Genomic DNA, 14,005 nt, shown 5'->3' with positions numbered 1-14,005 from the left:
GGCGCTCGGCAAGGGCGCTGACCGACCGGCTGTCCCCACCGCCGCCCGTCCGCCGGGGTCCGTCGGGTTCGTCGGGCCCCCAGGGCCCCTCGGCGGCGCACTCACCCGATCCCGTACCGCGCCCGGATCCCGGCGATCAGCAGCAGCAGACCCTCCTCGAAGCCCTCGTCGTAGTTCTGGAAGACCTCGGCGCCGGCGGATGCCGCGAGGGGGAAGTCGGCCATGCGGGCGGCGCGCTCCTCGACGTCATAGCCCTCGCGGCGCTCCCCCGGCAGTGGCCAGACGCCCTGTTCCTCGGTGACGAAGCCGAGGGTGAAGTAGAAGGCCGTGGTGGTGGCGCGGACGGCCTGGGGGACGCTGAAGCCCGCCTTCACCAGGGCGCCGAGGTTCGCCTCCATCTCGACCGCGTGCTGGATGCCGGTGAAGCGGGTGCCGCTGAACACCTTGGCGCCGTCGCGGTAGCCGAGCAGCGCCGCGCGCAGGCCGCGCTGGCTCGCGAGGATCCGTTCCTGCCATGTGACGCCCGCCGGGAGCCGCGCGTCCGCGACCATCCGGCTGTACATCTCCGTCGCCATCTCGTCGAGCAGGGCCTGCTTGTTCTTGAAGTGCCAGTAGAGGGCCGGGGCCTGGACGTCCAGCTCCCTGGCGATCGCCCGGAGGGTGAGCCCGTCGAGGCCGACCTCGTTGAGGAGCCTCAGGGCGGTCTCGATGACCTGCTTCTTGTCCAGCTTGGGGGATCTCTGACTAGCCACGCTTGACAGTTTAACGTCGTTAAGTGCATGCTCCGAAACAAGGAACTTAACGTCGTTAAGGAGCTGGACATGAACGCGTACGACACGGATGTACTCATCGTCGGCGCCGGCCCCACCGGGCTCGCGCTCGCTCTCGACCTCACCCGGCGTGGGGCCCGCTCCCTCGTCGTGGAGCGCACCGACGGGCTCTTCCCGGGCTCGCGCGGCAAGGGCCTGCAGCCCCGTACCCAGGAGGTCTTCGACGACTTCGGCGTGCTCGACGCCGTCCTTGCGGCGGGCGGCCCCTACCCGGTCGGGGTGATCTGGCAGGACGGGGAGCATGTGGGCGAGCACCGGATGTCCGACGCGACCGAGGCGACAGAGGGCGAGCCGTACCACGAGCCGTTGATGCTGCCGCAGTGGCGGACCCAGGAGATCCTCTTCGCACGGCTGACGGAACTCGGCGGAGGAGTCGCTTTCGGGCGCGAGCTGGTGGGCATCGCACAGGACGCGGACGGGGTGACGGCCTCCTTCGCGGTAGGCGCGCCGGTCCGCGCCCGCTACGCCGTGGCGGCCGACGGAGGCCGCAGCGCCGTGCGGCGCGCGCTCGGCATCGGCATGACCGGCGAGACGGTGGACCCGAACCCGATGCTGGTGGCCGACGTCCGCATCACGGGCCTCGACCGCGACAACATCCACGTGTTCCCGCCCACGGGCACCGAGGGCTTCATGGCGATCTTCCCGCTGGCGGGGACGGCGGACTTCCAGGTGGCGGCCCAGTTCCCGGAGGGCACGTACGTCGACCTCTCCCTCGACGGCATCCGCAAGGTCGTCGCCACCCGCTCGCACCTCTCCCCCGACGACGTGACCGAGGTGCGCTGGGCCTCGGACTTCCGGCCGCGGGCCGCGCTGGCTGACCGCTTCCGCGAAGGGCGGGTGTTCCTCGCCGGGGACGCCGCGCACGTCCACTCACCCGCCGGCGGGCAGGGCCTCAACACCAGCGTCCAGGACGCCTACAACCTGGGGTGGAAGCTCGGCGCGGTACTGAGCGGCGCGGCGGCCCCGGCCCTCCTCGACTCGTACGAGGAGGAGCGGCTGCCCAACGCCGCGGACATGCTCGGGCTGAGCACCCAGGTCCACCGCGGCGAGGTCAGGCGCGGCGAGGCCACCCAGCAGCTCGGCCTCGGCTACCGGGGCAGCTCGCTCGCCGTGGAGACCCGGGAGGGACTGCCGAAGGACGCGCTGCACGCGGGCGACCGCGCACCGGACGGCGTCCGTGGCGGCGTACACCTCTTCGACGCGTTCCGCGGTCCGCACTGGACGCTGCTGACGGTCGGCACGGACAGTGACCTGCCGGACCTCGCAGGGACTCGCACGGTCCGGATTCCGGCGTACGAGGCGTACGGCACGGGAGTCTTCCTCGTACGGCCCGACGGTTACGTGGGCTGGGCGGGCGAGACGGCGGCGGGGCTGACGGAGTACGCGGCCCACGTGGGCGTCGTCTAGACCCGCCTACGAGCTCGCGAGCGTCAGCTTCACGGCGAAGCCGAGGAAGAGGGCGCCGGCGGCGGTGGTGGCCCCTGCCGAGAGCCGCTTGCGCCTGCGGAAGGCCGCCGCCAGCTTCGTGCCGCCGAAGATCAGCGCGGAGAGGTAGAGGAAGCTCGCCAGCTGGGCGAGGGTGCCGAGGACGACGAAGGAGAGGGCGGGGTAGGCATACCCCGGGTCCACGAACTGTACGAAGAAGGCGACGAAGAACAGGATCGCCTTCGGGTTGAACAGACTGATGACCAGCGCCCGCTTGAAGGGCCGCTCCTCGGCGGCCGTCACCGCGGCCGGCGCCTCCGCCCGCGCCTTCCGGGTCCGCCACATCCCCCAGGCGGCCCGCAGCATCCCGATCGCCAGCCACGTCAGATACCCGGCACCGGCGTACTTCACGATCCCGAAGAGCAGCGCGTTCCCCTGCAACAGCGAGGCGACTCCGGCCGCCGAGAGCGTCATCAGGAGGGTGTCCCCACACCAGACGCCCGCCGCCGCCTTGTAGCCGGTGCGTATGCCGCTGCGAGCGGCGACGGACAGCACATAGATCGAGTTCGGGCCGGGGAGCAGGACGATCAGGACGAGGCCTGCCAGGTACGTGGGGAGGTCGATGACACCAAGCATGGATCGAGTGTCGCACGGGGGTACGACACACCGCCTCGGTGTCTCGGGAGTCGGTAAGCCCCCGTCGAGGAGCGCCGCCAAGAGGTCGAGGGCGACGCCGACGGACTCGGCGAGCGGCACCCTCAGAACGCATCCGTCGGCACATAAGTCCCCCAGACCACCCGCAACGCGTTGCACACCTCGCCCACGGTCGCCCGTGCCCGCAGGGCGTCCTTCATCGGGTGAAGGACGTTGTCGTCGCCCTCGGCGGCCTTCTTCAGGGCGGCCAGCGCCGCGTCCACCGCCGGCTGGTCCCGCTCCGCCCGCAGCCTGGCGAGCCGGTCCGCCTGCTGGGCCTCGATCGCCGGGTCGACGCGGAGCGGCTCGTACGGCTCCTCCTCGTCCAGCCTGAAGCGGTTGACGCCGACGACCACCCGCTCGCCGGAGTCGGTCTCCTGGGCGATGCGGTATGCGGAGCGCTCGATCTCGCCCTTCTGGAAACCGTGCTCGATGGCGTCGACCGCGCCGCCCAACTCCTCGACCCTGTCCATGAGTTCGAGGGCCGCGGCCGCCACGTCGTCGGTCATCCTCTCGATGACGTAGGAGCCCGCGAAGGGGTCCACGGTGGCGGTGACGTCCGTCTCGTACGCCAGTACCTGCTGTGTACGGAGCGCGAGCCGCGCGCTCTTGTCCGTCGGCAGCGCGATCGCCTCGTCGAAGGAGTTGGTGTGCAGTGACTGCGTACCGCCGAGCACCGCGCCCAGGCCCTGCACCGCGACGCGCACCAGGTTCACCTCGGGCTGCTGCGCGGTGAGCTGGACGCCCGCCGTCTGGGTGTGGAAGCGCAGCATCAGCGACTTGGGGTTTTGCGCACCGAACTCCTCGCGCATCACCCGCGCCCAGATCCGGCGCGCGGCACGGAACTTGGCGACCTCTTCGAGAATCGTCGTACGGGCCACGAAGAAGAAGGACAGGCGCGGCGCGAAGTCGTCCACGTCCATCCCCGCCGCCACCGCCGTCCGCACGTACTCGATGCCGTCCGCCAGCGTGAACGCGATCTCCTGCGCGGGCGAGGCACCCGCCTCCGCCATGTGATAGCCGGAGATCGAGATCGTGTTCCACTTCGGGATCTCGCTCTGGCAGTACTTGAAGATGTCCGCGACCAGCCGGAGGGAGGGCTTGGGCGGGAAGATGTACGTGCCCCGCGCGATGTACTCCTTCAGGATGTCGTTCTGGATCGTGCCCGTCAGCCGCGAGGCCGGCACACCCTGCTCCTCGCCGACCAGCTGGTACATGAGCAGGAGGAGCGCGGCGGGGGCGTTGATCGTCATCGACGTGGAGACCTTGTCCAGCGGGATCCCGCCGAACAGCACCCGCATGTCGTCGATGGAGTCGATCGCCACGCCCACCTTGCCGACCTCGCCGGACGCGATCGGGGCGTCGCTGTCGTGGCCCATCTGGGTGGGCAGGTCGAAGGCGACCGACAGGCCCGTCGTGCCGTTGGCGATCAGCTGCTTATAGCGCGCGTTGGACTCCACGGCCGTGCCGAATCCGGCGTACTGGCGCATCGTCCACGGACGCCCCGTGTACATCGAGGGATACACACCACGGGTGAAGGGAAACTCGCCCGGCGCGCCCAGCTTCTCGGCCGGATCCCAGCCTGCCAGGGCCTCCGGCCCATAGACGGGCTCGATGGGCAGACCGGACTCGGATTCACGCGCCATTGCTGTGTCTCCCGCCGAAGCTGGCCAATACCTGTTTGATGGGCACCTGTTTGATTGGCTTCGCTCTCCACCATGCGGTGTAGTTCGCAAATGGTCACGCGGGGGGAGCATCTCAGGTGACACACGACGGCACGACGGGGGTCCGATGCGTACGGCACCACGGATGACGAGACACGGGAAGCGCTCGCTGGCCGCACTGGCGGCGCTGATCGCGGTCAGCGGCTGTACGGCGCAGGCCGGGGACGCCGACGGGAAACAGCCGCCCCTGATTAGGATCGACGGCACGGCCGGCTCCACCCCCACGGCCCGGCCCACGGCCACCCCCGACGACCCCAAGCCGAGCGCCACCCCGTCGAAGACCCCGGCTCCGGCCCCCGAAGTCCTCTGGTCCAAGGGCGACGAGGGCACCGACGTACGCGAGGTGCAGGCCCGGCTGCGGCAGGTCGCCTGGCTCTTCGACGGGCCGACGGGGACGTACGACGACCTGACCGCCACCGCCGTGAAGGGCTTCCAGGGCAAGCGTGGTCTGCCACGGACCGGCGAGTTGGACACCGTCACCTGGCAGCGGCTGCAGAAGATGACGAAGGAACCCGGAAAGTGGGAGCTGTACGCGTTCGGCGGGCAGCCGGCCGCGGAGCCGGACTCACGCTGTATGACGGGCCGTGTGCTGTGCATCAGCAAGACGAGCCGCACGCTGCGCTGGATGATCGACGGCCGGACGGTGTCGACGATGGAGGTGCGGTTCGGCTCGGAGTACACGCCGACCCGCGAGGGTGTGTTCAGCGTCTACTTCAAGTCGCGCTACCACGTGTCGACGCTCTACGACTCCTCCATGCCGTACGCCATGTTCTTCAGCGGCGGGCAGGCGGTCCACTTCTCCACGGACTTCGCGGGCCGTGGCTACTTCGGCGCCTCGCACGGCTGCGTCAACGTCCGGGACGAGGGGAAGATCGCGGCGCTGTTCGCGCAGGTCCGCAACGGTGACAAAGTCGTCGTCTACTGGTGACTCGTGCCGTGCGGAGAGCTGAGGCGGCGCGGGCGGAACCGGGGGAACGTGTCCCGCCCGCGCCGAGGTGCACCGAGCCATGGGTACGGGGGGAACCCCGGCTCGGTGCGAGGGCCGATGACCAGTCGGCTCACTCACTACTGCGTCACCGCGGCTGAAAATGTCACACCAGGGGCCGGAGGAAAGTCAGCGGAACACGAACTCGCAGGTCAGGAGGTTCCCGCGAGATTCGGGACCGCGACCGCGGGTGAAGGCGATGACGATGGTGACGGTGACGGCGCCACGGTGAGGATGTCGCCGTTGCCGAGGACATCGTTGCCACGGTCGCCGCTATCGCGGTCGTCCCTATCGCGGTCGTCCCTATCGCGGTCGTCCCTGCCGTGATCGTGGCCACGGCCGTCGTCGCCACGACCCTCGTCGTTGCCACCGTCGCCGTTGCCACCGTCGCCGTTACCGCCGTTGTCGTTGCCGCCCGGCAGTAGCGGGAGCAGCGGGAGTATGTGGCTGCCGTCGTCGTCACCGCCCCCGTCTCCCGGGCCGGAGCCCTCGTCCGAGTCCTGACCGAAGCCCTGCTCCGAGCGGGTTTCCCCGGCCGAGCCCGAACTCCCGCCCGAGCCCTTGGAGTCCCCGTCCCCGGCGTTCTTCCAGCTGTCGTCGGTGCCGGAGCCCGCCCGGTCCAGGACTTCGTTGCAGTACGTCTTCAGCCTGCCCTGGCCGCCGCCGCCCGCGGCGTCCTCCAGTGCGCGCTGCCGGCCGGCGTCCAGTTCCTTGCCGGCAAGGAAGTCGCGGCACGACTCGCGCGTCTGGCTCCACCACTCCCTTGTACGGCCCGAGCCTCCCGCGCCGTCCGAGCCCTGCTGCCCGTCCGTGGCACGCCCGCCCGCCTCCTCCTGCGAGGAGCCGCCGACGGACGAGCCGCTCGTGGCGCCTTCAGGTGTCTCGGCCGGGGAACCACCGCCGCCCGGGGCGTCCGGCGACGGCGAGACGAGTGGCTGCTCCGGTGTCGCGGCGGCCGTGACCGAGGCGGTAGGACCGGGTTTGTCGTCGTCGAACGGAGTCGGCAGCATTCCGGTTCCGGTCGCGACGGCGACCCCGCCGATCATCCCGGCGGCCAGCGCCGCGGCGAGACCGAGGCGCGTGGGACGACCCCAACGGACCCTGCGACCACCGAGGTCCGGACGTCCCAGCCGGATGAGACCGGCGTCGGAGGAGTAGGCGGTGGTGATGTGGGAGGCGGAGCGCGTACGACCGCGCGGGCCCAGTTGTTCCACCTCGCCGTCCGCATCCGCGCGCACCTTGCGGAACGCGGCCAACGCGGCTGCCTCGCCGGGGAGTTCGTCGCTGCCGAGCGCGGGGCCGGGGACCAGCGCGGCGAGTGTCCGGGCGAGCTGGTCCACCTGGTTCCGGTCACCGGCGTCGACGGCTTCCAGGGGTTCTCCACACAGCAGGCGCTCCGCGGCGTCACGGTCCAGCCACCGGCCGGGGGGCCGTGGGTTTTCCCCCGGGAAGACACAGCGCTCGTCGGCCATCACATGTCCTTCTGCGTCCGCGAACGCGTATGCGTCACACCGGCGGACGTCACCGCACGTGTGCGCGGTTCTCTTTGTGGGGGTACGACGCCGAGTGCGTCGGCGGATTCCGGATCGTCGCCGAGGAGCTCCGCGAGCCGTTTCAGACCCCGGTGCGCCGCTGTACGCACCGCACCGGGGCGCTTGCCGAGGGTCTCGGCCGCGGTCTTGGCGTCGAGGCCGACGACAACGCGCAGTACGACGGCCTCCGCCTGGTCCTGCGGAAGTTGGGCGATGAGCGAGAGGGTGCTGTCGGTGGCCAGGGACTCGATGGCCTCGCCCGCGGTGTCGGACTCCCCTGCCTTGCCGCTCAGTTCGGTCTCGTCGCCGCCGATCGCGGGGCGGCGCCCGCGCATCCGTATGTGGTCGAGGGCGCGGTTGCGGGCGATGCGGGCGGCCCAGCCGCGGAAGCGGTCGGCGTCCCCGCTGAACCGCTCCAGGTCACGGGCGATCTGCAGCCAGGCCTCGGACGTGACGTCCTCCGCGTCCGGGTCACCGACCAACGTCCGTATGTATCCGAGCAGCCGTGGGTGCACCGCGCGGTACACAGTCCGGAACGCGGTCTCGTCCCCGTCCTGTGCCGCAAGCACCGCGGCAGTCAGCTCCGCGTCGTCCCCCAGCACCGCGCGCGCCCCTCTTTGCGCCTAAGCCGGCGCCGCTTTCGCGGACCGGGTACTCGCCGTCGTGGTTGCTCAATTGATGGTTGCGGTCTCAAGGCCCCTCGTGGGTGCGGCTGTCCGCTCTCCACACCTCGGCGCGAATGGCACGTTACGGCGTGAAACCGCTCCCCGTCCATGTTCGTACAACACGCAACTAGGCGGTGACGGTGCGAGGTGTGACACAAAACGCAGTCGCGGCGCTGAAGAGAGTACGGGCCGCCGCGCGGCCCGTGCCGCGCGACGGCCGGGGCCTCTCCTGTGGGGGGTGGCGGCCCCGGCCGTTGCCATCGGCGAGGGCGGGACCTGCCGCCCCCTGGACATCGCGGAACCCGAACCGGCCCAACCCGGCCCGGCCCGGTCAGAAGCTCACCGTGTGGCCTCGCGACACAGCAACCGCAGCGAACCGTCGCCCGCGTAGCAGCGGCGGGCTTCGTCGATCGGGTCCCACAACCGCCCGTCAGGCGTACGGATCCAGTGGTCGCCGCCGGTCACCCACCACTCCGCGCCGGTGCATCGGGCGACGACCTCACCGCCGTACGCCCCGAAGCAGCGCAACACCGTCTCGACGGCGGCGTAGGGCGCTCCCTCCCGCCGTATCTCCTCGATCAGCCGGTCGACGCGCCACAGACTCTGCGCGGAGTAGTCCAGGCGCAGCCCGGCGCCCTCACGCATCGTCGCGACCGCGTCCGCCGCCCACCGGATGGGCTTCGTCGCAGCTTGGGGCCGGGTTGCTCGAGTTGCGTCCACACTCGGAAGAGCGCCCTCCGCCCGGAATTCGTCACACCGATCCAAGCACTCCCCGACACCGGCCCGATATCACCCCACGGCACCCGCAGGACGAGCACAGGACTCTCGCAGGCCGAAGGGTTTACGGCGCGGAGACGCCGGAGGGCTGGGGCATCGGCGCGTCCTACGCCCGCCCCCGTGCCCGCCGCGACACCACCGCTCGCAGCACCCGCCGTCCCTCCGTCGACCGCCCCAGGACCAGCCGTAGGCCGCCCGCGCCGTGGTCGGCGAGCAGTTCCAGGATGGCGATCTGGCGCCGCAGTTCGGCGGCGACGAGCGGCGACATACCGTCCGTACGGCCCTCCCGCCGGGCCGCGACCGAGGACGTGCCGTCGGCGGCGATATCGAGGAGCTCGTGGATCTGCAGGGCCGCCACGGAACAGTCGTCGGCCCACACCCGTAGGGCATCGGCGGAGTACTCGACCGGAACCTTGGCGAGCATGTGGCGGGCGAGGAGGGCGGCTTGGTCGTCGGGCGAGGCGCTGGAGCCAGAACCGGAGCCGGAGCCGGTGCCGGCCCGGACCCCGAAGCCGAGATCGAGCTCCGCCCAAACGCCCAACTCGCTCAGCTCCCCGAGCTCGCCCGGCTCCCCCAGATCCCCCGGCTCCCCCAGATCCCCCGGCTCCCCGAGTTCGCCCGGCTCCCCCAGATCCGCGCGCGCCTTGGCGACCCGCTCCCCCCACGCGTCCCCGTCCACCAGGCTCGTCCACAGGGGCCGCAGAACATCGTCATCGTCGCCGCCCAGCAGGGGAACGCACCGATCCAAACAAGCCAGCCCGCTCGCCGCCAGCCCACGCTCATCGGCCTGAGCGATCAGTTCCACCAGGCTCATCGTGCCTCCCTCGAACTCCTCGAACTCCGTGAACACCAGGACAGGGCGCCTGTTTCTCACGGAGCCCGCACTTCCCCTTACTGCGTGCGACAGGCCGGGAGTGTCACAGGAGCTCACAAGGGAACGACGCCGAGTCGGTCCAGGAACCGGAATAGCAGGTTTTCGGCCAACGGGTCAGGGTCCGCGGTCAATACGTGCAGCAGCGGTTCGGCGACCACCGTGTGGCCGGCCTCCGCGGCCCAGGCGACGGCGCGTTCGGCGGCGTCGGCCGGCTCAAGGAAGTAGTCGTCGACACTGAGCCCTTCCGAGCTGTCCCCCAGGTACCGGGCCATCGCGGGCCGCGCGAGACACGTGGTCCACACGCCGCTCTCCGGCCCGGCCGCCTCGACGACCACACAGTCGCTGTCCATGACGTACCCGAACAGTGCGGGCGCCCCGGTCTCCCGGGCGAGCGTGTTCATGCTCCCGACGTCCCCGTCGCCGCTCGGGTACTCCCACACCTGCCAGCCGTCGGGCGCCGTGGCCCGCAGGGCCATGCCCGGCGCCGCCGTCAGCGCGTCCAGCTCCGCGAGCGGCCGCTCGCTTCTGCCCACGACGTAGTACCCCCAGTAGCCCATTCCGGTCCCCCCGTGTCTCGGTTCGGCTCGCGCCGAATACACCACAGGCGTGCGGGAGTTGGCTACCTAATCGGGCAATCCGCCCCAAGGTCGGACGCCGGAGGGCAGGGGCCCGGCGCTCGTGCGCCTTGGTCAACCCAGTCGGTTCGCCAGATTCCTGAAGTCCGTCCAGGACAGCGCGGGTTTACCGGGATCCCACAGCTTCTGGACCGTCGCGCGCAACGGCATTCTGATCCCCGCGGCCACCTGGTCCTGGGTCTGCGAGCCCGCGAGATCGCACCACACCGCGAAGCTCCCGCCGAGGATCTGCCTGTCGTACTTCGCGGGAACCGCCGTCGTGCCGCGTACGACGAGCGGGGTCCACTGCTCGTAGATGCGCTGCCCGGTCGGGTAGACGAAGGTCTGCGGCTGGCCCAGGACGTAATAGAGGTACTCGTCGTTGTAGTTGACCAGCTCGCGACCCGCGCTGAGGTAGTCGGCCGGCTTGCGCGCGCCGATCTCCTTGCCCGTCCAGTACGCCACCTGCAGATCGTCGTCCGCCTGCACCTGGCCGCCGGGGAAGAACCCGTCGTTCCAGGCCCGCAGCGTCCGGTCGTGGCCGCGCATCACCTCGGCACGGTCGTTGAGCCAGCCGGTCGCGAGGTCGGCGATGCCCGCGCCCGCGCCGTAGGTGTTCACGGCGGCGGTGACCAGCTGCGGGTAGGAGGCCGAGGGATTGGCGACCGTCAGCGCCCGGTACTCGTCGCCGCCGAGGTGCCAGTAGGCGCCGGGGAAGAGATCGGCGTACTCGTTCAGCAGCTCGTCGACCAGGTCCGCGGACGCCTGCTGGGAGATGTCGATCGAGCCTTGCGAGGCGACGCCCTGCGCGTTGCGCAACTGGAGTTCGGGGTGCGCGGCGAGCACCGCGCCCAGATGACCGGGCGAGTCGATCTCGGGGACGACGGTGATGTGCCGGCTCGCGGCCAGGTCGAGGATCTCGCGGACCTGCGCCTTGCTGAGGTGCTGCTTCGACACGATCTCGGGGTGCGTGTCGGACTCGATGCGGAAGCCCTGGTCGTCGGAGAAGTGCAGGCCGAGCTGGTTGAACTTCAGGTCGCCCAGTTCCCGGACCCGGTCCTCGATCCAGTCCGCCGTGAAGTGCTTGCGCGCGATGTCCAGCATGAACCCGCGCTGCGGTTTCGCGGGCCGGTCACGGACGACGCCCTCGGGCGCCGTGCCGCCGCCGTGCACCTCCTGCTTGAGCGTGCGGGTGCCGTAGAAGACGCCCGCGTCGCCGGGAGCGGTGATCGTGACCCGGCCGCTCTTGACGGTCAGGGTGTACGACTCCACGCCCGCGGTTCCGTCGTCGAGGCCCAACTCGACGTCCCCGGACCGGGGTTCCGTCTCACCCGCGTACGACAGCTTGAGCTCGCCGGCGAGCAGTCTTCCCTCGTCGGCGAGTTCGCTGTCGGCGACGACCACGCGGGCGCCGGTGGCGGGGCGCCAGCCGGGGCCCCTGGCGGGGGTGTGTTCGCGTACGGCGGGGATGGTGCGGGGGGTCTGGGACAGGGGATACGTCCGGGTCGGTGAGGGAGAGGCGCTGGTGGGCGTGGCCTTGGGCGAGGTGCTGGACGCGGTCGCCGACGTACCGCCCGACGGCACCCGCGCGCCTGCCGGCTCGCCGCTGTCCCCGGCGGGCCAGAACGCGACGGTGAGCGCGGCGGCCCCGGCCACGACGACACCGCCGCCCGCCGCCACGATCCACCGCGCCTGCCGCACCGGCGCGCGCCGCCTGCCGGGGGTCACGGCGCCACGCTCCGGGCGGCGACAGCGGGGAGTTTTCCGCCCCCTCCGCCCCTACCCGACGCCGGAGGGGCTGGCTTTTCAGCCCGTCCGGCGTTTGAGGACGAGCACGTCCAGCGCGACACGGGGGTCAGGGGGCAGCGCCCCCAGGTACGGGACGGGAAGGGGCGGAGGGGGCGAGAACCCCTACCACCCACACCCGCACCCGCACCCGCACGCCCATTCCCCGCCACGTCCCACATCACGATCCGCATCACGCCGCTCACTTCGCCGCCGAGGTCGCACAGTCAGGTCGTACATCCAGGTCGTACATCCATCCCTCAGTGAACCTAGGCCCCCGTCCCCATTCCAAGCGTCCATCACACGTTCCGAAACACTCCCGTCCGGGTGAAATTCGGGCATCCGTCGGACAGCTCTCGACACTCCTCGATAGCGTGAGCATCACAACTCTCACTCCTTCCCCTGCCGAATCACGCGTGGCCTCCATCGGATGTCACGCGAACACCACCGCCGAGGACCCACGCTGCCGCCGCACCGTCTCCCACGCCTCCCCGAGCAGAAGAGCGCGGCGCCGTCCCCGGCCCGCCTGGAGGGGTTCAACTCCGCGCCCGCCGAGACCGTCGAGCGCGCCCTCCTCGTCTGCTGCCGCAGCCTGCGCTGGGCGCACCGCCTCGCCGAGCACCGGCCCTACCCGGACCTGGACGCGCTGCTCGCCGCGGCCGACGAGGCGGCGTACGACCTGACGCCCGCCGACCTGGCCGAGGCGCTGGCCGGCGAGTCGCTCACGCTGCTGCCGGACGGCGCGTACTCCGCCGCCCACACCGCGCTGAGCGCCGCGCACGCCGCGTACGAGAGCCGTTTCGGGCATGTGTTCGTCATCTGCCTCGACGACCTCGCCCCGGGGGAAGCCCTCGACGAGGTGCTCGCCGGAATCCGCTCCCGCCTCACCAACGACCCCGAGGAGGAGCGCGTCCTCGCGGCCGAGGAGCTCAGACGCCTCGCACGGGGCCGACTCGCCCGCCTTGTCCGCACGTTCGAAGCGGTCAGGGACGAGGGTGAAGGGGACGGAGAGGGCGGAATCGTCGAAATACAGGGATTCCGGGCAGCCCTATAGCCCGTACGAGCCTGTTTGGTTGCCTGTTTGATCACACCAGTGGGGCCGCTGTAAGCGTTCCGACAAGTCGTCGCTACGATGGCCGGGGCCGGTGGACCGTACCCGGCCGGGCCCGTCCGACACCCAAGCCGGCGCGGCCCCAATCCCCGCTCCCGGAGGGTTTTTCCGTGCCGGCTGGAACGCTGTACCGCGGCCGGGAAGGAATGTGGTCCTGGGTGGCTCATCGAGTCACCGGCGTCCTCATCTTCTTCTTCCTGTTCGTACACGTGCTGGACACCGCTCTCGTCCGTGTATCCCCCGAGGACTACGACAAGGTCGTAGCCACGTACAAGACGCCGCTCGTCGCGCTGCTGGAATACGGCCTCGTCGCCGCCATCCTCTTCCACGCGCTCAACGGTCTGCGTGTCATCGCCGTCGACTTCTGGTCGAAGGGCCCGCGCTACCAGAAGCAGATGCTCTGGTCCGTCGTCGGTATCTGGGTCGTGCTGATGGTGGGGGCCCTTTACCCCGTCCTCGGTCACGCATTCCGCGAAGTCTTCGGGAGCTGACACAGATGTCCACCACTGAAACCACCGCATCCGGTATCGGCCCCGTCGAGGGCGCGGGAGGGTTCTCGGGCTACGACGTCGACAACCCGGCGCCGCTCATCGAGGCCCCGCGCCAGCGGACCAAGAAGACCCCGAAGTCGACCCGTGGCAACTTCGAGATGTACGGCTGGCTCTTCATGCGCCTGTCCGGCATCGTCCTGGTCGTCCTGGTCCTCGGCCACCTGCTCATCCAGCTCGTCCTCGACGGCGGCGTCTCCAAGATCGGCTTCGCCTTCGTGGCCGGCCGCTGGGCGTCACCGTGGTGGCAGGCCTGGGACCTCGCAATGCTGTGGCTCGCGATGCTGCACGGCGCCAACGGCCTGCGTACGGTCATCAACGACTACGCGGAGCGCGCGAACACGCGCCTGTGGCTGAAGGGCCTGCTGTACACCGCCACGGTGTTCACGATTCTGCTGGGCACGCTGGTGATCTTCACCTTCGACCCGAACATCCGCTAGGC

Annotated in this window: 14 protein-coding genes; 5 read left to right on the top strand and 9 right to left on the bottom strand. The window is 70.6% G+C overall.

Going from position 1 to position 14,005, the window contains the following annotated elements; translation table 11 throughout:
- Positions 1 to 101: 101 nt before the first annotated feature.
- The gene (locus AB0N66_RS21480; RefSeq protein ID WP_365437266.1) at positions 102 to 752 is read right to left on the bottom strand and encodes a TetR/AcrR family transcriptional regulator C-terminal domain-containing protein; all 651 of its coding nucleotides are present in this window, start codon (positions 750 to 752) and stop codon (positions 102 to 104) included.
- A 69-nt stretch (positions 753 to 821) separates the two neighbouring features.
- Here AB0N66_RS21480 and AB0N66_RS21475 point away from each other — a divergent pair, with 69 nt between their 5' ends.
- Positions 822 to 2,237, top strand: a complete 1,416-nt coding sequence (locus tag AB0N66_RS21475) for an FAD-dependent oxidoreductase (RefSeq protein WP_365437263.1) — start codon at positions 822 to 824, stop codon at positions 2,235 to 2,237.
- Positions 2,238 to 2,243: 6 nt separating this feature from the next.
- On the opposite strand, the gene leuE is transcribed toward AB0N66_RS21475, so the two are convergent.
- Positions 2,244 to 2,891, bottom strand: coding sequence for a leucine efflux protein LeuE (gene leuE / locus AB0N66_RS21470; RefSeq protein ID WP_365437260.1), 648 nt, complete (start codon positions 2,889 to 2,891; stop codon positions 2,244 to 2,246).
- Positions 2,892 to 3,013: 122 nt separating this feature from the next.
- Positions 3,014 to 4,594, bottom strand: a complete 1,581-nt coding sequence (locus AB0N66_RS21465) for a methylmalonyl-CoA mutase family protein (protein ID WP_365437257.1) — start codon at positions 4,592 to 4,594, stop codon at positions 3,014 to 3,016.
- A 163-nt stretch (positions 4,595 to 4,757) separates the two neighbouring features.
- On the opposite strand from AB0N66_RS21465, the gene AB0N66_RS21460 reads away from it, so the two are divergent.
- Positions 4,758 to 5,600, top strand: a complete 843-nt coding sequence (locus AB0N66_RS21460) for a L,D-transpeptidase family protein (protein WP_365437254.1) — start codon at positions 4,758 to 4,760, stop codon at positions 5,598 to 5,600.
- A gap of 209 nt (positions 5,601 to 5,809) precedes the next feature.
- Here the strand turns inward: AB0N66_RS21460 and AB0N66_RS21455 are convergent, their stop codons facing one another.
- The 6 genes from AB0N66_RS21455 to AB0N66_RS21430 all read right to left on the bottom strand — a co-directional run bounded on the left by AB0N66_RS21455 (position 5,810) and on the right by AB0N66_RS21430 (position 11,802).
- A complete protein-coding gene (locus AB0N66_RS21455; RefSeq protein ID WP_365437251.1) occupies positions 5,810 to 7,129 on the bottom strand; it encodes a hypothetical protein in 1,320 nt (439 codons plus the stop codon).
- Entirely contained in the window at positions 7,129 to 7,791 is a 663-nt protein-coding gene (locus AB0N66_RS21450; protein ID WP_365437248.1) for an RNA polymerase sigma factor, read from the bottom strand. The genes AB0N66_RS21455 and AB0N66_RS21450 overlap by 1 nt, the downstream gene beginning before the upstream one ends.
- A 402-nt stretch (positions 7,792 to 8,193) precedes the next feature.
- Positions 8,194 to 8,574: a hypothetical protein gene (locus AB0N66_RS21445; protein WP_365437245.1), complete on the bottom strand. Its 381-nt coding sequence runs from the start codon at positions 8,572 to 8,574 to the stop codon at positions 8,194 to 8,196.
- A 163-nt stretch (positions 8,575 to 8,737) separates the two neighbouring features.
- Positions 8,738 to 9,445, bottom strand: coding sequence for a hypothetical protein (locus tag AB0N66_RS21440; protein ID WP_365437542.1), 708 nt, complete (start codon positions 9,443 to 9,445; stop codon positions 8,738 to 8,740).
- 113 nt (positions 9,446 to 9,558) lie between these two features.
- The gene (locus AB0N66_RS21435) at positions 9,559 to 10,062 is read right to left on the bottom strand and encodes a hypothetical protein (RefSeq protein ID WP_365437243.1); all 504 of its coding nucleotides are present in this window, start codon (positions 10,060 to 10,062) and stop codon (positions 9,559 to 9,561) included.
- A gap of 132 nt (positions 10,063 to 10,194) precedes the next feature.
- Positions 10,195 to 11,802 (bottom strand): glycoside hydrolase family 20 protein, encoded by a 1,608-nt coding sequence (locus AB0N66_RS21430; protein WP_365437539.1) that lies wholly within the window; start codon positions 11,800 to 11,802, stop codon positions 10,195 to 10,197.
- A gap of 532 nt (positions 11,803 to 12,334) precedes the next feature.
- Here AB0N66_RS21430 and AB0N66_RS21425 point away from each other — a divergent pair.
- From AB0N66_RS21425 to AB0N66_RS21415, 3 genes are all read left to right on the top strand, one after another.
- Complete coding sequence (locus AB0N66_RS21425) at positions 12,335 to 12,958, top strand: 2-oxo-4-hydroxy-4-carboxy-5-ureidoimidazoline decarboxylase (protein ID WP_365437240.1); 624 nt, start codon at positions 12,335 to 12,337, stop codon at positions 12,956 to 12,958.
- A gap of 167 nt (positions 12,959 to 13,125) precedes the next feature.
- Complete coding sequence (sdhC, locus tag AB0N66_RS21420) at positions 13,126 to 13,506, top strand: succinate dehydrogenase, cytochrome b556 subunit (RefSeq protein WP_266455538.1); 381 nt, start codon at positions 13,126 to 13,128, stop codon at positions 13,504 to 13,506.
- 5 nt (positions 13,507 to 13,511) lie between these two features.
- A complete protein-coding gene (locus AB0N66_RS21415) occupies positions 13,512 to 14,003 on the top strand; it encodes a succinate dehydrogenase hydrophobic membrane anchor subunit (RefSeq protein WP_365437237.1) in 492 nt (163 codons plus the stop codon).
- Positions 14,004 to 14,005: the final 2 nt, after the last annotated feature.

It is taken from the genome of Streptomyces sp. NPDC093544, assembly GCF_040683495.1.
Taxonomy (GTDB): domain Bacteria; phylum Actinomycetota; class Actinomycetes; order Streptomycetales; family Streptomycetaceae; genus Streptomyces.
This window is presented reverse-complemented; position numbering and strand designations above follow the sequence as displayed.